Raw genomic sequence first — 21719 nt, forward strand, 5'->3', positions numbered from 1 at the left:
CACTTTTTTGAGCGGGTTTTGCTAAAAAAGTTAGCTGAAGGACAAACCCCACGGAAAGGGAAGTGGGCAGCCGGGGTGATTCCATAATAGCTACTAGAGGAAGCGTAAATCTGAGCATGTAGTGATAAGGACTGAGCGAATTTTGCTCCGTTTTTCTTAGTATAGCGAAGTTCTGGCGTTACTATCTATTGGTCAAGAGCTTCAATTTGATTTTTAAGATCGGTGATATTTTCTATGGTTTGATATAAATCCGATTGTTTTAATTGTTCCACTGCTGTCTCGCCACTGTCGATGATATTATTTGTTGTATCTAACAGTACTTGGCTTTTGTTTTCTAATTCTTGATGAATACCTGTGGCAATGGTAGGTGGATCAATTGTCGTAAAATCTTCTATGGTACCTTTGAAAGATTCTAGATGAGATAATAGTGTTGCTTGCCCTTCAAGTGAAGAGGTTTCCTCAGCAAAGTTGCTTAGTGTATTGATATAATCACTTGCTTCATTTGCATAATTCAATGAATGAGTCGTTTCTTCTAACAACGAACATCCACTAAGGAATACTAATGTAACAGTAATAAGTAATAGGAAGCTTTTTTTCATTTGCTTCTCCTTTCAGTACAATTGTGTCTTTAATTAATTTACGTTGAAATGCCTGTTTAAGTTTCAAGCATATATGTATAAATGTTTTTCTAACTAATGGGGAAACTATTTGCTTGAGAGCAACTAGAAAGGGTGTTAAAAATGAAAAAAATAATGTATTTCCTAGCAGTGCTTGTTTGTTTGGTTAGTATTGGAGGGAATGCTGTCTCTGCTGAATTTCTTGATATGCGAGTAACGGAGACAAATGATATAAAGCAGCATAAAGATGTTTATAAAGCTTTACTGTTACAAAAAGCAAAAGAGTTAGGTATTGAAGTAGAAGGGAAATCCATAGAAAAGATTAAAAAGCAAGTTGTTCAGACCAGTATAACCAATACTGCTAAGGAATTAGGGATTGCAACAGAAGGTAAGAATATAAACGAGTTAAAAAAGGAAGTCCATCATGCTAAAGTAATAAAAAAAGCGAAGGAACTAGGTTTAGATGTACAAGGAAAGGAACCAGATCAGCTAGCAAAAGAAGTCCATGAAACAATGATTAAGAAAAAGGCAGAAAAATTAGGCATAAGTGCCGAGGGAAAGGATATTCAAGAGCTTCAGAAAGAAATTATCAAAACAAAGGTAACAAAAGAAGCTGAAAAGTTTGGAATTGAGACAGAAGACGAGGATATTCGTGGCTTAATCCAAGCTATTCATGAGGCAAAATTATACCATACTGCTGAAAAATTAGGCATACTTACAACCAATAAAAGCGCAGATGAACTAATGGAAGAGATCATCGTTAACCATTCTACAGAGGCAAAAGAGCTAAACTTATATCCATTTCAGAATGGTAAGTTACATGTTCATCCTCACCATAAACTTTATTAGCTATGTAAAAAGAACAAGCGATAGAGATTAGAGGGTCTCCATCGCTTGTTCTTTTTAAGTTATAATTATGATGTGATAAGGTGGGAATCCAGCAATCCTTACAAAATGACAGTCAAACTTAACCTTTTGCTTTAAATTCGATTAATTGTTTTAATTAGAGTAAGTCGTTATTTAATATTCTTTTTCTGTACCAGTTGCAAACGTAATGTCTAAATCCAGTAAGGCATCTTCTGGAATGTTAAAAGCTTTTCGAACCGCTGCTAATACTTCCTCTTTTGAACTATTCTCATCAAAGTCAAATTGAGCGAAGTGATCATCTAACTCATGTAGCGCCTCATCGTTAGAAAGTCTTATTCCTTGATTTTTATCGTTATAACTCGCTTCGACCCGGTCAGGTACAAATTCGTATTCCACTTCAACAGCGTCTTTTATATTTTCAAAGTCAGCTTCTAAATCAAATTCTATAAAGCTGTAAGGCGCCTCGGATACGGAGGTAGTCTCACCGTTATTCTTATCTTGCTGCATATCAGCCGGTTTTTGTTCGGTTTCTTGTTGCGTATCATCTGCTCCGCAAGCAGTTATTACATTGAATAATACGATTAAGGCTAGTAATGCTATAACTCTAACCATAGCTAGTTTTTTCTGCATATGTATCGCTCCATTCTACATAAGATGCTAGTTATCATTTTAACCCTTTGTGATGGATTTCAAACCAAAAATATGTCATTTTTTATTTATCTATCCTATGACAGCTATTGAAACTTTTTAGTTTGTGTTGGTATTCGATTATGGTAAGATGATATCTATGACTAAAAATTGAAGTCTGCTTATGGAGTTATAATACAAGCAAAAAAGTTGAATAAAAAGCGATTGCTGAGGAATCCATAAGATATCAGATTATAAAAGAAAGAAGGAAGTTTTATGGTGGATAACAACATTTCAGAAGTAAATAGTCCAACTTCTGTAAATAAGGTACCGCTAATGATCGTACTGATATCCGGTGCTTTTGTTGCCATTTTAAATCAGACATTATTAGCTACAGCCCTGCCGCATATTATGATTGATTTGCAATTGGATGCAAATACAGCGCAATGGCTGCAATCTATTTTTATGCTCGTCAATGGAATTATGATTCCGATTACTGCATTTCTTATTGAACGATTTACAACGAGAGGACTATTTTTATCAGCATTAACGATTTTTGCGATAGGGACAATTATTTGTGCATTAGCACCGAATTTCGCTGTGTTAATGGCTGGACGTGTAGCACAAGCAGCAGCTGCTGGTATTATTATGCCGCTTATGCAAACCATTTTATTCCTTATTTTTCCGATTGAAAAACGTGGGTCGGCAATGGGAATGTTTGGTTTAGTTATTGCATTTGCACCAGCGATAGGACCAACATTATCTGGATGGCTTGTTGAACATTTTCCGTGGAGAAGTCTTTTTTTCGTTATATTGCCAATTATTATTGTCGATATTATTGTTGCTTATTTCATATTAAAAAATATTACAAATCGTACATTCCCCAAATTGGATATATTATCGATTATCCTTTCAACCTTAGGTTTTGGAGGACTATTGTACGGATTTAGTACTGCTGGAAATAGCGGTTGGGGAAGTTTGCAAGTAATTCTCTCCTTAGTTATAGGTGCAATTGCACTTACGCTGTTTATTTGGAGACAAATGAAATTAGAACAACCAATTCTTGAATTTCGTGTATTTAAAAATAGCATTTTTACACTTACAACAGTCTTAGGGATGGTTGCGTTTATGGCTATGATTGGGGCTGCAGTGGTCTTACCATTATTGGCGCAGAATATGCTTGGGTTTACTGCATTGGAATCAGGATTAATGCTATTGCCAGGCGCTGTTGTAATGGGAATTATGAATCCAATTACAGGTAGATTATTTGATATGTTTGGTGCACGTTGGTTAGCGATCATCGGATTAACGATCGTAACAGTTACTACTTTTATGTTCACCGATTTATCAACAGATACGACATTTACTTACCTTGCTACAATTAATGCAATTCGGATGTTTGGTATTGCGATGGTAATGATGCCGGTTACGACTGCTGGTTTAAATCAGCTTTCCGTAAAATTAATTCCGCACGGAACAGCTATGAATAATACGATGCGACAAGTGGCTGGGGCAATTGGTACTGCTCTATTGGTTACGGTTATGACAAACAGTGCAGTACCTGATGAAGGTATAAATGGAATGATTCATGGAGTAAATGTTTCGTTTATTGTTGCAGGCGTGTTTGCGATTATTGCATTAATCCTCTCTTTCTTTATCAAGCGTTCACAGCCTGATTCTGTACACATTCGTAGATAATCGGTAGTGATTTTGCAAAAACAGTTGACATTAGTAACATTTCTATCCATAATATTAAAAAACATATGTGAACGGAAAAGAAGGAATAGTATGTAATCGAATGAGTGCCAGAGAAGTGAGGTATTTGCTGGAAGCTCACATACTCTTTAGTTACAGAACGTGCCTTCTGAGTCCTACTTGAAGTAGGCGCTTTGTATGGCGTTAAAGCAATAAGCGGGATGTTATTCATCCAATTTAGGTGGTACCGCGGAAGAAAAGGCTCTTTCGTCCTTATTCATAGGGCGAATAGGGCTTTTTTATCCTACATATAAGTGGGGTAAGACTCCCACTTCAAGCAAAAAGGGAAATCAATTCAGATAAGTGGGGGATCGCCTGCCAGTAATTGTCCGATTGGTTCAAAGGTCTTTAGATCATACCCTTGTGGTACTAACCATCCGTGGGAGATGAAAAAACCTCCAAGGGATTGAAGTTTTACTTTATAAATGGAGATGCTAGCTATTTTTTAACTTTAAAAGTCTGATGATTAAGAATTAAACGTCAGGTGATTGGGCTTAAGAAATGAGGTATATGAAAATGAGTAAAAAGAGAATTGTAGTTAAAATTGGGAGTAGTTCATTAACGAATGCGCAGGGGGAAATGGATGTGGCGAAGTTAACGGAACACGTTCAAGCGATAGCAGCGCTGCGCCAGCATAATCATGATGTTATTCTCGTTTCTTCAGGAGCTGTTGCTGCAGGATTTTCTAAAATTGGGTACGGCTCTCGTCCAGTTACCTTGAAAGGAAAGCAGGCATCAGCTGCAGTAGGTCAAGGTTTACTTATTCAAACATATATGGAAAAGTTCGCAGAACATGATTTAAAAGCTGCACAACTTTTATTAACACGCGATGATTTTACGAACAGAAGCAGATATAAAAATGCCTTTAATACCATCATGGAGCTTATAGAGCGGCGTGTCGTTCCAATAATTAATGAAAATGATACGGTGTCCGTTAATGAATTGACTTTTGGGGATAACGATATGCTTTCTGCTTTGGTTAGCGGAATAGTTCATGCTGACGAATTGATTATGCTTACAGATATTAATGGCATATATAATGGCAATCCCCGTCATCAATCAAACGCAACAAAATATGATTATTTAGAAACAATTACTCCAGAAATGATTGCTGCAGTTGATCATACACGCTCAACGGTTGGTACTGGTGGAATGAAGTCCAAATTGGAAGCCGCAAAAATGGCATTATCTTTAGGAGTAAGTGTATTCATTGGAACAGGAAAAGGAGAAAATAAATTACTGGAAATTTTAAATGGGAATGGTGATGGTACATATATTCGAAATCGATCAAAAGAAACCATTACTACAAATAGACAATGGATTGCTTTGCACTCTGAATCTATGGGGGAAATTTATGTAGATATAGGAGCAGAAGAGGCAATCTTATATCATGGTGCTAGCCTGTTATCAGCAGGCATAAATAGTGTAAAAGGACATTTTGATAAGGGGGATGTTGTAGAGGTATATGGACATAATGGTTTGATTGGAAAAGGTGAAGTAAGCTGCTCCGAGGAAGTAATTGTAAAAGAAATCGAAGCTAGAAGTCTAAAGCAAAGCTTCCAATCTTCAAGAGTCATTCATCGTGACCGCTGGGTGCGGTTAAAGTAAAAATGTAAAAAGGAGAGGAGAACAGATGGAAGAGATACAGACGAAAGGAAAATTGGCTAAAAGAGCAAGCTTTCAATTAAATGCAGTAAGTACAGATGATAAAAATAAGGCGCTGGAATGTATAGCGAAGCAAATTCTAATGGAAGAGGATTTGATATTAAAAGAGAATCGTAAAGATCTACAAGAGGGAGAAAATAAAGGATTAACAGCTTCTATATTAGATCGAATTATGTTAAATAGCGATCGATTACAAGCAATGCATGATGCTATTATTCAACTTATACAAATAGCTGATCCTATTGGTGAAGTGCTCGAATCAATTGACAAAGAGAATGGCTTACGTATCTCGAGAAAGCGTGTACCTATTGGTGTGATTGGCATGATTTACGAGGCTAGGCCAAATGTCACTATTGACGCAGCTACGCTGGCATTGAAGACAGGTAATGCGGTAATTTTAAGAGGAAGTTCATCCGCCAAACACTCTAATCAAGCGCTCGTTTCTGTTATTCATCGAGCTTTAGCGAACAGTAGGTTACCAATTGATTCTGTTCAGCTAATCGAAAATACAAGCAGAGAATCAGCTAAGGAGCTTTTTACATTAAATAGCTATTTAGATGTTTTAATTCCTAGAGGCGGAAAAAATTTAATTGATACTGTAATACGTGAATCAACAGTCCCAGTAATTGAAACAGGAGCAGGTAATTGCCATTTGTTTATCGATGAATCTGCAGATTTCCAAATGGCGCAGGATATTGTATTGAATGCAAAACTCCAAAGGCCCTCGGTATGTAATGCAATGGAATCCTTATTAATTCAGGAGCGGTGGTTTGAAAACTATGGTGGACAGTTACTCGAGCAGCTACATAAAAACGATGTAGATGTCATTGGGGATAAACAAGTATGTTCCAAATTTTCCTTTGCAAAACCAGCGACTGAAAAGGATTGGCAGACAGAATATCTTGATTTAGCTGTTAGTGTTAAAATAGTTAAAAGCTGTGAAGAAGCGATCCATCATATCAATTTATACGGCACGAAGCATTCTGAGGGGATCATTACAGAAAATGTAGAACATGCTGCTCTTTTTCAACAACAAGTAGATGCAGCGGCAGTCTATCACAATGCCTCTACTCGTTTTACGGATGGATTTGAGTTTGGTTATGGTGCAGAAATTGGAATTAGCACACAGAAATTACATGCGAGAGGTCCCATGGGACTTCCAGCATTAACATCAAGCAAATTCTTTATTCAAGGAAATGGACAAATTCGTAGCTAATAGAGCTTGGATAGTAGTAGAACGGCTGCATCGTGTAGCCGTTTCTATGACCTTTTTATTTCGGCCGTTTGTCCCCCATCCTTACATAAATCTGCTATTCTCATGAGTAGTTCAATAGTTCAATAGCTGTAAAGGAGTATTTACGTGTACCGACCTTGCTTCTATCAGGAAATAATAAACCTCATTCTTCGTAATACCTCATTTTTCGTTCAGACAATCCAGTAAGCCCATGTACAATTCCAATGGATCTTTATATGATGTCATTTCAACCATCCTAAAGCTATGTTTATTCTAGTATCTCATTTTGATGTTAGAGAAACTAACATATTGCTTAGACAAATGAAAAATATCAAAGGAATGTCCCAAAAGGTCGCTTTAATTGGAGTATTTCCATTCTCCGTGGGTGACGCTTCAGCATTAAACAAAATTTACTCACATCAAGCTGTGCATACGATTGTTCCCATAGTGTCTTGTATATTCCAGTCTTTTGTACTTTTTCGCTGATGAGACATCCCCCGAAACTTCTATAATTGATAAAATTCAACCATTCTTTGGAGTTCGCTTAGCGTCAATGCTTCTAGGTCGCTATCGTTTTCTAGCACTCCGGCTTTTTGTAATTTTTTTATATAGTAGCGTTTCACCTCTTCAATTCCTTCACGTAGCAGATTTTTGCTCATGTGCAAAGCACCTCCATCATTTGCAGTTGTACTTATTAAACTATGAGATAAAGGAAAGGATTGGCACGACTAAAGCTAAAAATAAGGCAGATGTCGGCATTGCGATGCTACCCATTGCCCCTTCTTCCTCACCCCGAACGAGTGAATGGTTTGCGCCAAGCATTTGTGCAGATGCTCCATAGCAAAACCCTTAGATCCCATCAATAAGATAGTAATAGAATGAGGCTGAGACAAAAGAATGAAGAAACAATAAAAACGAACCTAATTAATTTCATCAAATAATTATCGTTCGTTTTTTGATCAGAATCATCATTACAAATTACTATTTTGACAGGAAAACAGGAATCAAATGTAGAATTAGTGTAAGAGGAGTAAAAAGGAATTGGAGGGGATAGTAAATGGCAACTATTCAAGATTTTTTACAAATAGATATGCGCATCGGTACGATAAAGAAAGCGGAATCATTTCCGGAAGCTAGAAAGCCAGCAATTAAACTTTTTATTGACTTTGGGGAGTTGGGGATGAAACAATCTTCTGCTCAGCTAACAAAACGGTATACCCCAGCTGAATTGGTTGGGCGTCAAGTTGCAGCGGTAGTTAATTTTCCACCGATGCGAATTGCTGGGTTTAAATCAGAAGTCCTCGTGTTAGGTGGCGTACAAGAGGAAGGAGATGTCGTCTTATTAAGTCCTTGTGAAGAGGTGGAAAATGGCACGCGAATTTCATAACTCTTACGAGAAATACATACATTTAGATAATTATTTATAGGTAGAAGTTTCACTTTATAAAGAGTTAAAAGGCTAAGAATATCGTAGTTCGTATACATCTGAGTAAATCATCAAGGAGGGAAAAAGTAATGACGAATTATAAACCTGCAGGCTTTTGGATACGGGTTTTGGCAAGTTTGCTCGATTCTTTGTTAATTTCTGTATTAGCTGCTATGATTGCTGCTATGATTAATGATCAAGATTTTGTTTTCTTTTATTCCCAAACGGAAATAGATCCCTCTACTTCCGATACTTGGGCTTCCATTATTTATATCATTGTATTTATCATTATATTTACTGCAACAAAATGGAAGGGGAGTCCGGGAAAAATTATATGTAATATTCAAGTCGTAAATACAAACATGACCCAAATTAGTATATGGAAATCAATTGGAAGATACTTAAGCTATTTCGTTTCGGCGCTAACACTGTTTATCGGTTATTTACTGGCAGGCTGGAATGAGGAAAAAAAGGCGCTGCATGATATGATTTGTCAAACGAGGGTGGTATATCGGAATTGAAGAGCTTTTTATATGTGACGATTTGTTGTCTTGGATTAAAAAAGATACTTCCTATTGGAGCCGGCATATGAATAGGATTTTCGTAATAAATTTCCTATAGATAAAACAAATATTTTCCAAAAATGCTAATGCAATAATTCACAGATATTTTCAGCGATCCACATGTATTAAGCTGTAGGTAGTGCATGGAATGACTCGTTTACTAAAAAGAAGGAGAGAGAGGATTGACAATACTCGATGCATTAAAAAAGATACTTCCGTCTGAGCATATAAGTGATAATGACACGGTTCTTGAACAGCATAGTTCCGATGAATCGTATCATACTCCTAAGTTACCGGATGTTGTGGTATTTCCGCAAACCACTGAAGAGGTTAGCCAGATAATGAAAGTAGCTTGTGAATATAAGACGCCTGTTGTTTCTTATGGGTTGGGAACAAGTCTAGAAGGTAGCGTGATTCCATACGAAAAAGGAATTGTAATCGATTATACGTTGATGAACAAGGTGTTAGAAGTACGACCAGACGACTTTCTGGTTAAAGTTCAACCTGGTGTGACGAGGAAACAACTCGAAAGGGAGTTGAAAAAATATGGACTGTTTTTCTCAGTTGATCCAGGGGCGGATGCAACGCTTGGTGGTATGGCTGCTACGAATGCAAGTGGAACTACATCGGTAAAATATGGAATTATGCGAGACCAGGTACGAGATCTAGAAGTAGTGCTCGCGGATGGGACGATTATACATACGGGAAGTATGGCAGCTAAGTCTTCTTCAGGATACCACTTGAATGGTTTATTTGTAGGATCGGAAGGTACATTAGGTTGCTTTACAGAGTTGACGTTAAAAGTACACGGTATTCCAGAGCAAATAATGGCAGGGAGAGCTGCTTTTCAAACATTAGATGAAGCTGTTGCTGCAGTGATTAGTATTTTACAGGCTGGAATACCGATAGCGAGGGTTGAATTAGTAGATGATCAATCAATGAAGCAAATCAATCTTTTTAGTGACACAACTTATAGAGAAGTTCCTACGGTATTTTTAGAATTCCATGGAAATGAAGCGGGTCTAAAGCAGGATGTGGCATTTACGAAAGATTTATTAGAAGACCACCGGTGTCAAGTGTTAGCCTTTGAATCAAACACGGCAGCTAGAAATCGATTATGGGAAGCAAGGCATAATACAGCCTATGCATTTCTTCATAGCTATCCAGGTAAAAAGCAAATGGTGACGGATGTATGTGTGCCAATTTCGGAACTAGCTGGAGCAATTAAAGATGGGAGAAAGGCAGTAGAGGCCTCAGGACTTACTGGTGGAATTGTGGGACATGTTGGCGATGGCAACTATCATATTCTGCTAATGGTTGATGCGGATGACCCAACAGATATAGAAAAGGCTAATCAAGTGAATAGGCAGATTGTTGAATATGCTTTAAAACGTGGAGGAACTTGCACAGGAGAACACGGAGTAGGAATTGGTAAGGCGAAATACCAAGAAGCAGAGCATGGTAACGCGCTTGAAATCATGCGTAAAGTAAAAAGTGTGTTGGATCCGAACAATCTTTTGAATCCTGGTAAGGTTCTATACGATTAGAGAATTCGTTTATAATTTAGTATAAAATGTCTCTTAAAGTTCATTGTAGTGCAGGGGCTTAAATAGATGATACTCCTGTGAGCAAGCAAAGGTGTGGAAAAACGGAGTAGTGGATTTAATTCATAGGGAAGCTGAAGATTAAAAAAGCTGAAAAAGTTTTATTCACCAAATAAATAAGGCGCTCTTCGATGGAAAGCTGGCGTGATTTTAATGACCCGGCTTTTTAGTCTAGGAAATTATAATATTTGCTTATGTGGATAAATAGGGGTGTGTTGGGCCGTGTCCAGCTCCAGCGCCCAGAACTAGGCGACTTCACGAATCGCCATCATCGACTCGCGAACACATCGTAATTCCTTTATCTCTGCTGGCTCTCTCCAGTCGCTACGTTTCAAATAGGGAGTTTGCGCTTTTAATCTGGTGCAGTAGCTATACGATACATAGTTTCTGCAAATAATGGGATTATATAAACAGATGTCATTTTATTTATTTGATAGGAGGGTAGCGATGTCACAACAAAACCAACATCAAATGATTGAAACATGCACGATTCAAGTAAAACAGGCTTATCAAATGATTGAACAAGCGAAAACGAATGGGGATATGCGACAGTTACAAGAGGCTGAGCAGGAGTTACGTCAAGCTGAAGAAAATTTGCATGCAGCTCAGGAACGCTTTGGAACAGCAGCTCTCGAAAATCCGCAGTTTCAACAAACGCAGGAGCACTTACATGATGCTCGTCAAGAAATTGAACATTTTAGACAGAATCACAAATAAGGAAGCTCTGCTCAAGGGCTTTCTTTTTATTGTTCGGAAATAAAATGTAAATAAGTGTAAATTGTTATTGTTTTTATGATTACATTAGGATTTATTTTATATTTTTTTGGATAACTTAATTAAATTGTAATTTTTTTTATAAAAAACGAATATTTCATTGTAATTGGAATGAGGGTTTTTTATAATAGAATCATTCACATGAAAAATACTAAACAACATGGGAGGACTTTTTTATGACAAAGAAAGTTTATTTAAATCACGACGGCGGTGTTGATGATTTAATTTCATTATTCTTATTACTTCAAATGGAAGAGGTTGAATTATTAGGTGTTGGTGTCATACCTGCGGATTGCTATTTGGAACCAGCGATGTATGCAAGTCGGAAAATTATTGATCGATTTGGTAATGGTGAGGAAATAAGTGTAGCTGCATCTACATCACGAGGAAAGCATCCATTTCCAAAAGACTGGAGAATGCACGCATTTTTAGTTGACGCATTACCAATTTTAAATGAATTTTTACCAATTAAAACAAAAGAAGCCAATATACCGGCTCATAAACATTTGATTCAAACGCTACGCCAAAGCGAAGAGCCAGTTACATTAGTCTTTGTTGGCCCTTTGACAGATTTAGCTAGAGCTTTAGAGGAAGCGCCTGATATTGAAGCAAAAATAGAAAAATTAGCGTGGATGGGCGGAACTTTCTTGGAGACAGGTAATGTAGAAGAACCGGAACATGATGGGTCAGCGGAATGGAATGCATTTTGGGATCCAGAGGCAGTGAAAACCGTTTGGGAAAGCAACATTGAAATAGATTTAGTAGCACTGGAAAGCACAAATATGGTTCCACTTACACTAGACGTTAGAAATAGTTGGGCTTCAGAAAGAAAGGATTTAGGAATTGATTTTCTAGGGCAATGCTATGCAATGGTTCCGCCACTTGTTCATTTTCAAACAAACTCTACGTATTTCCTTTGGGATGTTCTGACAACAGCAACAATTGGGAAAAGTGATCTCGTTAAGAAAAAACAAGTGAATAGTATTGTTCATACGGAAGGAAAAAGTCAAGGTAGGACAGAATTATCAGAACATGGTCGACCAGTGAACTTAGTATATGAAGTGAACCGTGATCAATTCTTTCAATACATTACAGACTTATCAAGACAAAACTGAATAGGAGTTGTAGCATCATGAGACGAGTTATTATTGATACGGATACCGCTGGCGATGACACAATCGCATTACTAACTGCTCTTTATCATTTTAAGGTTGAAGGTGTTACGATTACTGGCGGAAATGTTGATTTTGATCAAGAGGTAGAGAATGCTTTATACACCATTCAAGTATTTAATCCAGATTATAATGTACCTGTCTATAAGGGACATGAGAGGCCAATTTTGTCGATTGGGGAAACTGTTCATCGCACAGTAGAGGATGTTCATGGCAAAGATGGTATGGGAGATTCCTTTTTTGAAAAGGCAGATCAACGTCCTGAAGATGGACATGCGGTTAACTTCATCATTGAAAAAGTTAAAGCGAATCCTGGTGAAATTGAATTTTTAGCGATTGCACCATTAACAAACATTGCCATGGCCATAAAAAAGGATCCAACAATAGTAAAGGATATTCCACATATTTATATCATGGGTGGAACAAATAATGCATTAGGAAATATTACTGCTGCAGCTGAGTATAATTTTTGGGTAGATCCAGAAGCCGCAAGAATTGTTTTACATGCTGGCATCCCAATCACGATGGTGGGATGGGATATGTGTACGGATTATTCTGTAATGAATGATACCGATCACCAGGAAATTGCGGCAATCGGTACGGCACGTTCAAAATTTTTTATGGATATTAATCGCGTAGTCATGAAATTTAATAAGGAAGTTCATAAAATCGATGGGACAACCCATCCTGATACATTGTTAGTTGCTATTGCAGCAAACGAAGAACTAATGATAGCATCTAATGATTATTTTGTTGATATTGAAACAAAAGGTGAACTAACAAGAGGCTACAGTTTAGTGGATAGGAATAACCGTAGTGAAAAATCACCAAATGTGCGTGTGTGCGAAGGTGTTGATAGAGAAAAGTTTAGAAATACGCTCATCAAAGTTTTATCAACGAATTCATACTGACAACGAAGAGAGGTTTGCTACAATGGAAATTTTATGGGGAATGACTGGAATTATAATCATATTATTTATTGCATTTCTACTTTCTAAAAGCAAGAAATCAATAAACTTTCGTACAGTTATCGGTGCACTAGCCATTCAATTTATTTTTGGCTTTATCGTATTAAAATGGGAATTGGGAAGAAACTTTTTTAAAGGGATCACTTCTATTGTTGAGCAAATTATTAATACATCAAACGATGGTATTAGCTTCCTATTTGGAGGCTTGCTTGGTATGGAAGGAGTTGGAATGATATTTGCGTTTCAAGTGTTGCCTGTCATTATCTTCTTTTCTTCACTAATTTCTGTTTTATTCTATATCGGGGTTATGCAAGTGCTAACAAAGGCGATCGGTGGCTTTTTATCACTTATCTTAAAGACAACAAAGCCAGAGTCATTATCAGCAGCAGCAAATATATTTGTAGGCTTGACAGAGGCTCCACTTGTCGTTAAACCATATTTGGAAAAAATGACAAAATCAGAGTTATTTGCGGTGATGACTGGAGGAGCAGCTTCTGTTTCAGGTACAGTACTTGTCGGTTACTCGCTACTTGGTGTGCCATTAGATTATTTACTTGCGGCGGCATTTATGGCTGCACCTGCAGGTTTGTTAATTGCTAAAATGTTAGTACCAGAGACAGAAGTGCAAGAAGAGCAACTAATTAAGATTGATGCAGAAAAAGATGCACAAAATATTGTTGATGCAGCTTCTAACGGTGCTTTAGTTGGACTTAAACTTGCATTGAACATTGGCGCATTGTTATTGGCGTTTATTTCACTTATTGCATTGGTGAATCTTGGGCTAGACTGGGTTAGTGGCCTGTTTGGATTTGAGGCAATTACCATTGAGCAAATACTTGGATACGTGATGGCACCCCTAGCTTTTATTATCGGAGTACCTTGGGATGAAGCGGTACAAGCCGGTTCTTTTATTGGTCAAAAGTTCGTTTTAAATGAATTTGTTGCGTTTAGTAACTTTGGAGCAGAAATTGAACATTTCTCAGATAAAACAGTAGCAGTTATTACGTTTGCCTTATGCGGTTTTGCTAACCTAGCAAGTATGGGGATGCTCATTGGAGGAATTGGTGGGCTTGCTCCATCGCGAAAAAATGATTTAGTAAGGCTGGCATTTCTAGCCATTATTGGTGGAACGCTAGCAAATTTATTGAGTGCAGCAATAGCAGGAATGCTAATTTGATAAATATGAATGAATTAGTGGTGAGCAGAAAGAGGATGAGGAAATGGATAAGATAATTCTGGATGTTGATACCGGAGTGGATGATGCCCTTGCTATTTTAATGGCAGTAGAAAGTGGACAATTAGAAATAGCAGGAATAACAGCTGTTAATGGGAATGTACCACTCGAACAAGTTATGGTAAATAGCAAAAAGGTATTACAATTGGCTGGAAGAAGTGATATCCCAGTTTATCGTGGAGCTGGCCAACCACTTTTGAAAGGAGCCTTCCATGAGTTTGGTGTTCATGGAGATGATGGAATAGGTGGATCGCTTCAAAACATCGTTCCACGAGTAGAGGATCCAGTATTATTTGCTCCTGATTTTATGATTGAACAGGCAAAGAAATTTCCAGGAGAATTAACATTAATTATGGTTGGCCCGTTGACTAATCTTGCTTTAGCTTTACGTAAAGAGCCAACTCTCCCTCAGTTAGTGAAGCAAGTTGTTGTGATGGGGGGGCTTGTTTCTGAAAGCGGTAGAGGAAATACGCTACCAACTTCAGAATTTAATATCTTTGCAGATGCAGAGGCGGCAAAGATTGTATTTCATTCTGGAATGCCTATAAAATTAGTCAGCTTAGACGTAACCATGAAAACCTTTCTTACGAAAGAACACATTGAACAATTGCAAGGGTCTTTGTATTATGATTTTGTAATGAAAAGCACGGAGGTTTATCGTAAGTATAGCATGGATAATTATGGACAGAATGGTTGCGCACTTCATGATCCATTAACCGTCGGGGTTGTTCTTGATCCTTCGCTTGTCAAAACGGCAAAATACTTTGTGGACATTGAAACAAAAAGTGAGTTGAGCTACGGACAAACCATTTGTGATTTTCTCCACCTATGGAAAAAAGAACCAAATATTGAAGTGTGCTTTGCAGTAGATGCAGATCGATTTACTACTCTCTTTTTAGATACGTTAAAGAAGCAATTGTGACCCGTGAGCTTGGGGAAATATATGTATTTGTCTTAGAATAGGGTTGGAATATAGCTAAAACGGTCCATTAAAAAGGCGAACAATGTAATACGCTATCACTTGAAATATATGTAGACGCCTTGAAAAAAATGCGATGTATCGCTGCCCTTCCATATATGAGGGAGAAAAGGCATCGGTGAGTCTCCAAAGTAAGTTAGGCGAGGAGACTCACCAGCCATTCGCAGCACAGCGAAGTATATTTCCGGAATAGCTTAGTTATATTTTTCTTTAATGAAAACACGTTTGATTCCGTCTTTTTTACTTAATCATAAAAAGTCATATACGCTTTGACGTTTGTACTGTGAAGTTTTTTTTACATAAAATTCCGCTTCATTATTAGATCCATCCACATATCCACCAATATTCCTAAAGATTGCACATTCATCATGAGATAAATACCTTTCGCCTACAAAGTCGTCTCCAACAGGATCATCTTCCCATAATTTATACCATCCCGATGGCCCAGCTGTTAAGCAATACTTAAAATCACCACCAGTGGACTCGGCAATGCCAGTAGTATTAAAAAATATGGAAGAACCAATATAATCCCATGTTCCAGTAACGTTTGATTTTGCTGAAATCAATGAAAGCGATGCAAAGAAAATTGTTGCAAATGCTATCAGAATCGCTACTACTTGTTTCATAAATTCTCTTTACATTATTAAAATGAATGGTAAAATGTTTCGGACGGATATTATAATTTTAATTATTTTCCGCCTATTTAGTTATAATAATAGACAATTAACTAGATTATTGACAGAAGATATAGATTATGATATTTAAACTATGATATTATTAATTATTCAGAACCGATTAAAAAGGAGAGAAGCTAAAATGGAAAAGAAGCAATTCAAAGCCGAATCTAAGAGATTACTAGAGTTGATGGTGAATTCGATATATTCCCAACGTGAGGTGTTTTTGCGTGAGTTAATATCCAACGCTAGTGATGCCATGGATAAAATGTACTATCGAAGTTTGACGGATGAGAATTTATCTTTTAATAAGGATAGTTATTACATACAGATCATTCCAAATAAAGAAGAGCGTACACTGAAAGTAATAGATACTGGAATTGGAATGACAAAGGATGAATTAGAAACAAATCTTGGTACGATTGCTAAGAGTGGATCATTCGCTTTTAAAAATGATACAGAATTAAAAGATGGGCATGACATTATTGGTCAATTCGGTGTGGGTTTTTATGCTGCATTTATGGTTGCTGATGTAGTAACAGTCATTAGTAAAGCCTTGGACAGTGAAGAAGCATATAAATGGGAATCAACTGGTACAGAAGGATATTCAATTACTTCATATGAGAAGGAAGAGATTGGAACCGAAATCATTTTAAAGATAAAGGATAATACGGAAGACGAGTCGTATGATTCCTATCTAGAAGAAGCTCACTTAAAAGAAATTATTAAAAAATACTCTGACTTTATTCGTTATCCAATCAAAATGGATGTAACAAAAAGTAAGCCAAAGGATGAAGAAAGTGATGAGTATGTTGATTATGTAGAAGAAGAAACGATAAATAGTATGGTTCCAATTTGGAAGAAGAATAAAAATGAATTAACAGACGAGGATTATGAAAATTTCTATCAGGAAAAGCGATATGGCTTTGACAAGCCTTTAAAATCCCTTCATATAAATGTAGATGGTACTGTTAGGTATAATGCTATTTTATTCATACCTGAAAATACACCTTTTGATTATTACTCAAAAGAATTCGAAAAAGGGTTAGAGTTATATTCCAATGGGGTACTAATCATGAATAAATGTGCGGACCTTCTGCCTGACTATTTTAGCTTTGTTAAAGGAATGGTAGATTCAGAGGACTTATCACTGAATATTTCTCGGGAAATGCTACAGCATGATCGTCAATTAAAGGTAATAGCGAAAAATATAACGAAAAAAATAAAGACTCAACTATTGCATTTGTTAAGAGATGATCGAGAAAAGTATGAAAAATTCTATGATTCATTCGGTAGACAATTAAAGTTTGGAGTATATAACGAGTTTGGAGCAAATAAAGAAACGTTAAAAGATTTATTATTATTTTACTCCTCTAAAGAAAAGAAATTAGTCTCACTGAATGAATACGTTAAACGCATGCCTGAAGACCAAGCCTATATTTATTATGCTTCTGGTGAATCCATTGAACGAATTGAGAAATTACCACAAACTGAAATGGTAGCAGATAAAGGGTATGAAATACTATATTTCACTGAAGAAATTGATGAATTTGCTATTAAAATGCTCATGAACTATCAAGATAAGGAATTCAAATCTGTTTCTAGTGGCGATCTTGGTTTAGATGAAGAGACAGATAACGAAACAGATAAAGATAAGCAGGAAGAAAATAAAGAACTCTTTGCATTTATGAAGGAGAATTTAGCGGGTAAGGTAAAGGATGTGCGTGCATCCAAACGTTTGAAATCTCACCCTGTTTGTCTATCTGCTGATGGAGATATATCTTTAGAAATGGAAAAAGTGTTGAATTCCATGCCAAATAACCAGCAAGTTAAAGCGGATAAAGTATTGGAGATAAACACGAACCATGATATTTTCCAAGCATTACAAACGACATTTGCGAATGACAAGGACAAAACAGCCCTGTATACAAACCTATTATATAATCAGGCTTTACTTATAGAGGGGATGCCTGTAAATGATCCAGTTGCATTTACGAATGATATCTGCAAGGTTATGATTTGATAGATTAGTGATAGGTCTCAGACAATACACAACTTCTATACCATACGAACAATCATATTATCCAACATATAACTGGCAGTAAGATCCACACTTCAAACAATAAAATAAAACCAATATTGGTAAGTGTGGATTAACTACCAGTAAATATCCGATGGATTCAAAGGCATTTAGATATACCATTGTGGTACTAGCAATCAGTGGGGGGTAAGTACCCCCCACTGATTGAAGTTTTACTTTATAAGTTAAGAAAGTATAAAATCAGTGCAATGACTGCGTTAAGCCAAGTAGTTATTTTGAAATGTTTGATGTATATTGGCAATGCTCCGACTAATTACTTCGCTTTCCGCGGGCACGGCCTCAACTAACTTTGCAAAGAAGAACACGTTGCAAAGTGGATTTTCGGCTCGCGCTAATCCCGTAGGAGTCTACGTAATTAGTCTCCGCTATGAGAAGGTGAACAATTCTTGTCATAAGTAATAGGTTGACTTTTTTTACAATGGGTAAAGTGAAAATCGCTATCCGTGAGTATAAAAGCAGCTGTGTTACTTCATGCTAGCGTTGTAGAGCTTGATAATAGCGAAGGCCGGCCACTTCAACTCCTGTGGGAAATGTTTGACCTGAAGATCCACTTTTTTGAGCGGGTTTTGCTAAAAAAGTTAGCGGAAGGACAAACCCCACGGAAAGGGAAGTGGGCAGCCGGAGTGGTGGTCAAGCAGTAGCTATTATTCCATAATAGCTACTAGAGGAAGCGTAAATCTGAGCATTTAGTGATAAGGACTGAGCGAATTTTGCTCCGTTTTTCTTATTCTAGGAAGCTTTTGTCAACCAATCCTTCTAAATTAGGCTTCTCTTTTAAAAATGCTAATTCATAGGATGAGTTGGAAAATTCTTCAAGAACTTCTGGTTCAATATTGAATGTGAAATCAATTCGTTCCCACGCATTATCAATCACCGTTTTGGATAGATCCTGATCCGTAATTTCTTTTATTTTATTAATCGCTATTGTTTTTGCTTCTTCTGGGTTTTCTTGAATAAATGCTGTTGCCTTTTTATGTCCATCCACAATACGTTGAACAAGTTCTGGGTTATTCTTAATTAAATCCTGAGAGGTTACAAAAACAGCCGCAGGTAACGTATCTCCCCAAGCTACTTCTGGCGTGTCAATTAATACCTTTCCGCTACCTTCGACTTCAATGACTGAAGCCCAGGGTTCAGGTACAGTAGCTACATCAATTTTCCCTGAAGTAAACATACTATGATAGGTCGCCGGTTTACCTGTTACATGTTTCATCTGACCACTTACCCGATCGGATGTTAAATGATATTCTTCTTTCATTTGTGCCTCGAATTGCACATCATGCGTACAGCCAACTCGCGGGGAAATAAATGTCTTACCAGCTAGATCTTCTGGACTTTCTATCTCTGCGTTATTTCTAGCCATTATTACGGTTCCTCCAGTAGATCCAGCTGCGACAATATTAATGTTCGCTCCACTAACAAAATGATTCATAGCTGGACCAGGGCCAACCAATCCACCTTCAATTTCACCTGTTTCCAATGCTGTCATAAATGCTGAACCATCAGGAAAATATTGATAGCTCACTTTTGTTCCACTAGGTAAAGTATCTGCGTATAAATCTTTTTCTTCAGCTACCATTCCTGCAACATGATTAATGTTTGGGAAATAACCAATCGTTATTTCCTCTTGATTACTGTCTGATTGATTATTTGCACATGCTGTTAATAAGCTTGCAAGCAATGAAAATAAGAAAATAAATCCTGTGATTCTTTTCATTTTTTAATCATCCTTTCATCTTAATAATCCCCATCGTTTCATTACAGTATGCTCCAGCTTTGAGAATACGAAATGATCGACAATAGCGCCAATAACTCCAATGATAATGATGATACCTATTACTTGATCCATTCTGGCATAATCTTGAGCGTAGCTTAAGGAGTATCCTAGACCTGGTCCATTACTTAATAATTCTCCAGCCATTAATGCACGCCAGCTAAAAGCCCAGGCAAGTCGTATACCTGTCATAAAGTAAGGGATTCCAGCAGGTACCTCTACTCGGTAAAATAACCTTAGTCCTTGCGTTCCCATTGTTTTAGCTGCTCGAATAAGCTGAGGTGAAACATTTTGAATAGCAGACCTTACATTAATAGCCATAACGAAAGTACCACCTAAAACAACTACAAATATAACCGAAAATTCCGTAAATCCAAATAACATAATGGCAAGCGGTACCCATACAATACTTGGAATACTTTGAAGAGCTATCAAATACATACCAGCTGTTTCATCTGCTTGCTTTGATTTTCCGAGAATAACCCCAATAATTGTTCCAAAGAGAATAGCTAATGACATTCCAAAAAGTAAATGTTTAAAGCTAGCTCCTAGAGCCTTTACTAAATCACCACTTGTAAAGCCTTCGTATAAGGCGGTAGCAACGGTAATTGGGGAAGGGAACACAATTGCTTCAAAAATATTTAGAGAATAAATAAATTGCCATATACCTATAACAACAATAAGAAACATAATACGTTTAGCTGCTATGCTGAATTTCATCTGCTAATTCTTCCTTTAACACTTTATTTATTTCCGTTTTCAACAGATTCATAATTTCTTTTTCTAACGTAATTACTTGCTGATTTTCACGATCACGAGGCCTTGGAAAGTCTATGGTAATATCTGAGATAATTCTCCCGGGACGAGTTCCCATTACAATGATACGATCAGATAGTTTGATAGCCTCATGAATACTGTGCGTAACAAATAAAATGGTTTTCTTTGTTTGTTGCCAAATTTCTAATAATTTGTCTTGAAGGATATGACGTGTTTGTTCATCTAGTGCCCCAAATGGTTCATCCATTAGTAACACTTTGGGATTCATTGCTAAAGCACGGGCAATAGCCACACGTTGCTGCATTCCACCGGACAATTCATAAATATAATGATGCTTAAATTTGCTTAACTGTACCAATTTTAAAAAATGGTCGGCTTCGAGTTCTGCCTGCTGCTTATTCATGCTTTTTTTTAACGGAAAGGTTACATTACCTTTAACATCAAGCCATGGGAAGAGAGAGGGTTGCTGAAAGACCATACCTCGGTCGGGTCCTGGCTTTTTTATTTCTCGTTTTTCTAGTGTAATGCTACCTTCTGTCGTATTTTCAAGCCCCGCAACCATGGATAATAAGGTTGATTTTCCACAACCAGATGGCCCAAGAATGGATACAAACTGATTTTCAGCAATCGTTAAATCAATGTCAGAAAAAACTTCAAATGAAGTATGTTTTTGCTTATCGATAAATGTTTTCCCAACGTTTTGTAGTTTGAGTAGCAAGTTGCAACCTCCTATTCATTAAATTCCTATAAGAAAAGTATGATTTTTTTGGATTGCTATCATTATACGCAACCACGAGTAAATACGTCAATTGTTTTTTAGTTTCCTTTCATTTTAGTTAACGATGGTTGGTTTGATTTTTTAGAGGTTAAATTATATAATTATTCAAAACAATTATTATATTAGGAGT

21 protein-coding genes, 1 pseudogene and 1 other annotated feature are annotated in these 21719 nt (G+C 36.9%); of the genes and pseudogenes, 14 read left to right on the plus strand and 8 right to left on the minus strand.

Annotation, left to right across the window (positions count from 1 at the left end):
* Nucleotides 1-185: 185 nt before the first annotated feature.
* The gene (locus ABDZ84_RS00435) at nucleotides 186-599 is read right to left on the minus strand and encodes a DUF6376 family protein (RefSeq protein ID WP_026682064.1); all 414 of its coding nucleotides are present in this window, start codon (nucleotides 597-599) and stop codon (nucleotides 186-188) included.
* 141 nt (nucleotides 600-740) lie between these two features.
* Between ABDZ84_RS00435 and ABDZ84_RS00440 the strand changes: the two genes are divergently transcribed.
* Nucleotides 741-1466: a hypothetical protein gene (locus tag ABDZ84_RS00440; protein WP_026682065.1), complete on the plus strand. Its 726-nt coding sequence runs from the start codon at nucleotides 741-743 to the stop codon at nucleotides 1464-1466.
* 171 nt (nucleotides 1467-1637) lie between these two features.
* On the opposite strand, the gene ABDZ84_RS00445 is transcribed toward ABDZ84_RS00440, so the two are convergent.
* Nucleotides 1638-2114, minus strand: a complete 477-nt coding sequence (locus tag ABDZ84_RS00445; RefSeq protein ID WP_026682066.1) for a YusW family protein — start codon at nucleotides 2112-2114, stop codon at nucleotides 1638-1640.
* Between the two features lie 333 nt (nucleotides 2115-2447).
* Between ABDZ84_RS00445 and ABDZ84_RS00450 the strand changes: the two genes are divergently transcribed.
* The 3 genes from ABDZ84_RS00450 (at nucleotide 2448) to ABDZ84_RS00460 (ending at nucleotide 6747) form a co-directional block, all read left to right on the plus strand.
* Nucleotides 2448-3809, plus strand: a complete 1362-nt coding sequence (locus tag ABDZ84_RS00450; RefSeq protein ID WP_425542059.1) for a DHA2 family efflux MFS transporter permease subunit — start codon at nucleotides 2448-2450, stop codon at nucleotides 3807-3809.
* 65 nt (nucleotides 3810-3874) lie between these two features.
* Nucleotides 3875-4084: a binding site (T-box leader), on the plus strand.
* A gap of 298 nt (nucleotides 4085-4382) precedes the next feature.
* Nucleotides 4383-5474 carry a glutamate 5-kinase gene (gene proB / locus ABDZ84_RS00455; protein ID WP_026682068.1) on the plus strand — a complete coding sequence of 364 codons (1092 nt, stop codon included), beginning with the start codon at nucleotides 4383-4385 and terminating at the stop codon, nucleotides 5472-5474.
* A 25-nt stretch (nucleotides 5475-5499) separates the two neighbouring features.
* Nucleotides 5500-6747 carry a glutamate-5-semialdehyde dehydrogenase gene (locus tag ABDZ84_RS00460; protein ID WP_026682069.1) on the plus strand — a complete coding sequence of 416 codons (1248 nt, stop codon included), beginning with the start codon at nucleotides 5500-5502 and terminating at the stop codon, nucleotides 6745-6747.
* Between the two features lie 524 nt (nucleotides 6748-7271).
* Here ABDZ84_RS00460 and ABDZ84_RS00465 read toward each other — a convergent pair.
* Both ABDZ84_RS00465 and ABDZ84_RS00470 read right to left on the minus strand, forming a co-directional pair.
* Nucleotides 7272-7424 carry a Fur-regulated basic protein FbpA gene (locus ABDZ84_RS00465; RefSeq protein WP_152525437.1) on the minus strand — a complete coding sequence of 51 codons (153 nt, stop codon included), beginning with the start codon at nucleotides 7422-7424 and terminating at the stop codon, nucleotides 7272-7274.
* 40 nt (nucleotides 7425-7464) lie between these two features.
* Nucleotides 7465-7602, minus strand: a pseudogene (locus tag ABDZ84_RS00470) (LrgB family protein); the annotation flags it as partial.
* A 220-nt stretch (nucleotides 7603-7822) separates the two neighbouring features.
* Between ABDZ84_RS00470 and csaA the strand changes: the two are divergent.
* The 8 genes from csaA to ABDZ84_RS00510 all read left to right on the plus strand — a co-directional run bounded on the left by csaA (nucleotide 7823) and on the right by ABDZ84_RS00510 (nucleotide 15428).
* The gene (gene csaA, locus ABDZ84_RS00475; RefSeq protein WP_026682070.1) at nucleotides 7823-8152 is read left to right on the plus strand and encodes a chaperone CsaA; all 330 of its coding nucleotides are present in this window, start codon (nucleotides 7823-7825) and stop codon (nucleotides 8150-8152) included.
* Nucleotides 8153-8280: 128 nt separating this feature from the next.
* Nucleotides 8281-8712 (plus strand): RDD family protein, encoded by a 432-nt coding sequence (locus tag ABDZ84_RS00480; RefSeq protein ID WP_121604793.1) that lies wholly within the window; start codon nucleotides 8281-8283, stop codon nucleotides 8710-8712.
* Between the two features lie 224 nt (nucleotides 8713-8936).
* The gene (locus ABDZ84_RS00485; RefSeq protein WP_026682072.1) at nucleotides 8937-10301 is read left to right on the plus strand and encodes an FAD-binding oxidoreductase; all 1365 of its coding nucleotides are present in this window, start codon (nucleotides 8937-8939) and stop codon (nucleotides 10299-10301) included.
* Between the two features lie 504 nt (nucleotides 10302-10805).
* A complete protein-coding gene (locus ABDZ84_RS00490) occupies nucleotides 10806-11075 on the plus strand; it encodes a hypothetical protein (protein WP_121604794.1) in 270 nt (89 codons plus the stop codon).
* A 233-nt stretch (nucleotides 11076-11308) separates the two neighbouring features.
* Nucleotides 11309-12247 carry a nucleoside hydrolase gene (locus tag ABDZ84_RS00495; RefSeq protein ID WP_121604795.1) on the plus strand — a complete coding sequence of 313 codons (939 nt, stop codon included), beginning with the start codon at nucleotides 11309-11311 and terminating at the stop codon, nucleotides 12245-12247.
* Between the two features lie 17 nt (nucleotides 12248-12264).
* Nucleotides 12265-13215 carry a nucleoside hydrolase gene (locus ABDZ84_RS00500; protein WP_026679672.1) on the plus strand — a complete coding sequence of 317 codons (951 nt, stop codon included), beginning with the start codon at nucleotides 12265-12267 and terminating at the stop codon, nucleotides 13213-13215.
* A gap of 22 nt (nucleotides 13216-13237) precedes the next feature.
* Nucleotides 13238-14449 (plus strand): NupC/NupG family nucleoside CNT transporter, encoded by a 1212-nt coding sequence (locus ABDZ84_RS00505; RefSeq protein ID WP_026679673.1) that lies wholly within the window; start codon nucleotides 13238-13240, stop codon nucleotides 14447-14449.
* 43 nt (nucleotides 14450-14492) lie between these two features.
* Nucleotides 14493-15428, plus strand: coding sequence for a nucleoside hydrolase (locus ABDZ84_RS00510; protein WP_121604796.1), 936 nt, complete (start codon nucleotides 14493-14495; stop codon nucleotides 15426-15428).
* Between the two features lie 305 nt (nucleotides 15429-15733).
* Here the strand turns inward: ABDZ84_RS00510 and ABDZ84_RS00515 are convergent, their stop codons facing one another.
* The gene (locus ABDZ84_RS00515) at nucleotides 15734-16111 is read right to left on the minus strand and encodes a hypothetical protein (RefSeq protein WP_121604797.1); all 378 of its coding nucleotides are present in this window, start codon (nucleotides 16109-16111) and stop codon (nucleotides 15734-15736) included.
* Nucleotides 16112-16301: 190 nt separating this feature from the next.
* On the opposite strand from ABDZ84_RS00515, the gene htpG reads away from it, so the two are divergent.
* Together htpG and ABDZ84_RS00525 are read left to right on the plus strand one after the other, a co-directional pair.
* Nucleotides 16302-18182, plus strand: coding sequence for a molecular chaperone HtpG (gene htpG / locus ABDZ84_RS00520; protein WP_343779291.1), 1881 nt, complete (start codon nucleotides 16302-16304; stop codon nucleotides 18180-18182).
* Between the two features lie 521 nt (nucleotides 18183-18703).
* Nucleotides 18704-18901, plus strand: coding sequence for a hypothetical protein (locus ABDZ84_RS00525; RefSeq protein ID WP_343779293.1), 198 nt, complete (start codon nucleotides 18704-18706; stop codon nucleotides 18899-18901).
* A gap of 83 nt (nucleotides 18902-18984) precedes the next feature.
* On the opposite strand, the gene ABDZ84_RS00530 is transcribed toward ABDZ84_RS00525, so the two are convergent.
* Genes ABDZ84_RS00530 through ABDZ84_RS00540 form a run of 3 tightly spaced genes read right to left on the minus strand, consistent with a single transcriptional unit; the run spans nucleotide 18985 to nucleotide 21529 of the window.
* Entirely contained in the window at nucleotides 18985-19977 is a 993-nt protein-coding gene (locus ABDZ84_RS00530; protein WP_343779296.1) for an aliphatic sulfonate ABC transporter substrate-binding protein, read from the minus strand.
* Nucleotides 19978-19992: 15 nt separating this feature from the next.
* A complete protein-coding gene (locus ABDZ84_RS00535) occupies nucleotides 19993-20754 on the minus strand; it encodes an ABC transporter permease (RefSeq protein ID WP_026682680.1) in 762 nt (253 codons plus the stop codon).
* On the minus strand, nucleotides 20732-21529 hold the full coding sequence (locus tag ABDZ84_RS00540) for an ABC transporter ATP-binding protein (RefSeq protein WP_026682681.1): 798 nt from the start codon (nucleotides 21527-21529) through the stop codon (nucleotides 20732-20734). Before ABDZ84_RS00540 ends, ABDZ84_RS00535 begins: the two co-directional genes overlap by 23 nt.
* Nucleotides 21530-21719: the final 190 nt, after the last annotated feature.

This window comes from Virgibacillus salarius (assembly GCF_039521925.1).
GTDB classification, from domain to species: Bacteria; Bacillota; Bacilli; order Bacillales; family Amphibacillaceae; genus Virgibacillus; species Virgibacillus salarius.

Bases quoted from the DNA above. Each gene is read 5' to 3' on its own strand.
- htpG (WP_343779291.1), top strand. From the start codon at position 16,302: ATGGAAAAGAAGCAATTCAAAGCCGAATCTAAGAGATTACTAGAGTTG.
- ABDZ84_RS00495 (WP_121604795.1), top strand. From the start codon at position 11,309: ATGACAAAGAAAGTTTATTTAAATCACGACGGCGGTGTTGATGATTTA.
- ABDZ84_RS00515 (WP_121604797.1), bottom strand. From the start codon at position 16,111: ATGAAACAAGTAGTAGCGATTCTGATAGCATTTGCAACAATTTTCTTT.
- ABDZ84_RS00450 (WP_425542059.1), top strand. From the start codon at position 2,448: ATGATCGTACTGATATCCGGTGCTTTTGTTGCCATTTTAAATCAGACA.
- ABDZ84_RS00480 (WP_121604793.1), top strand. From the start codon at position 8,281: ATGACGAATTATAAACCTGCAGGCTTTTGGATACGGGTTTTGGCAAGT.
- csaA (WP_026682070.1), top strand. From the start codon at position 7,823: ATGGCAACTATTCAAGATTTTTTACAAATAGATATGCGCATCGGTACG.
- ABDZ84_RS00465 (WP_152525437.1), bottom strand. From the start codon at position 7,424: ATGAGCAAAAATCTGCTACGTGAAGGAATTGAAGAGGTGAAACGCTAC.
- ABDZ84_RS00510 (WP_121604796.1), top strand. From the start codon at position 14,493: ATGGATAAGATAATTCTGGATGTTGATACCGGAGTGGATGATGCCCTT.
- ABDZ84_RS00435 (WP_026682064.1), bottom strand. From the start codon at position 599: ATGAAAAAAAGCTTCCTATTACTTATTACTGTTACATTAGTATTCCTT.
- proB (WP_026682068.1), top strand. From the start codon at position 4,383: ATGAGTAAAAAGAGAATTGTAGTTAAAATTGGGAGTAGTTCATTAACG.
- ABDZ84_RS00445 (WP_026682066.1), bottom strand. From the start codon at position 2,114: ATGCAGAAAAAACTAGCTATGGTTAGAGTTATAGCATTACTAGCCTTA.
- ABDZ84_RS00530 (WP_343779296.1), bottom strand. From the start codon at position 19,977: ATGAAAAGAATCACAGGATTTATTTTCTTATTTTCATTGCTTGCAAGC.
- ABDZ84_RS00500 (WP_026679672.1), top strand. From the start codon at position 12,265: ATGAGACGAGTTATTATTGATACGGATACCGCTGGCGATGACACAATC.
- ABDZ84_RS00505 (WP_026679673.1), top strand. From the start codon at position 13,238: ATGGAAATTTTATGGGGAATGACTGGAATTATAATCATATTATTTATT.
- ABDZ84_RS00535 (WP_026682680.1), bottom strand. From the start codon at position 20,754: ATGAAATTCAGCATAGCAGCTAAACGTATTATGTTTCTTATTGTTGTT.
- ABDZ84_RS00460 (WP_026682069.1), top strand. From the start codon at position 5,500: ATGGAAGAGATACAGACGAAAGGAAAATTGGCTAAAAGAGCAAGCTTT.
- ABDZ84_RS00490 (WP_121604794.1), top strand. From the start codon at position 10,806: ATGTCACAACAAAACCAACATCAAATGATTGAAACATGCACGATTCAA.
- ABDZ84_RS00440 (WP_026682065.1), top strand. From the start codon at position 741: ATGAAAAAAATAATGTATTTCCTAGCAGTGCTTGTTTGTTTGGTTAGT.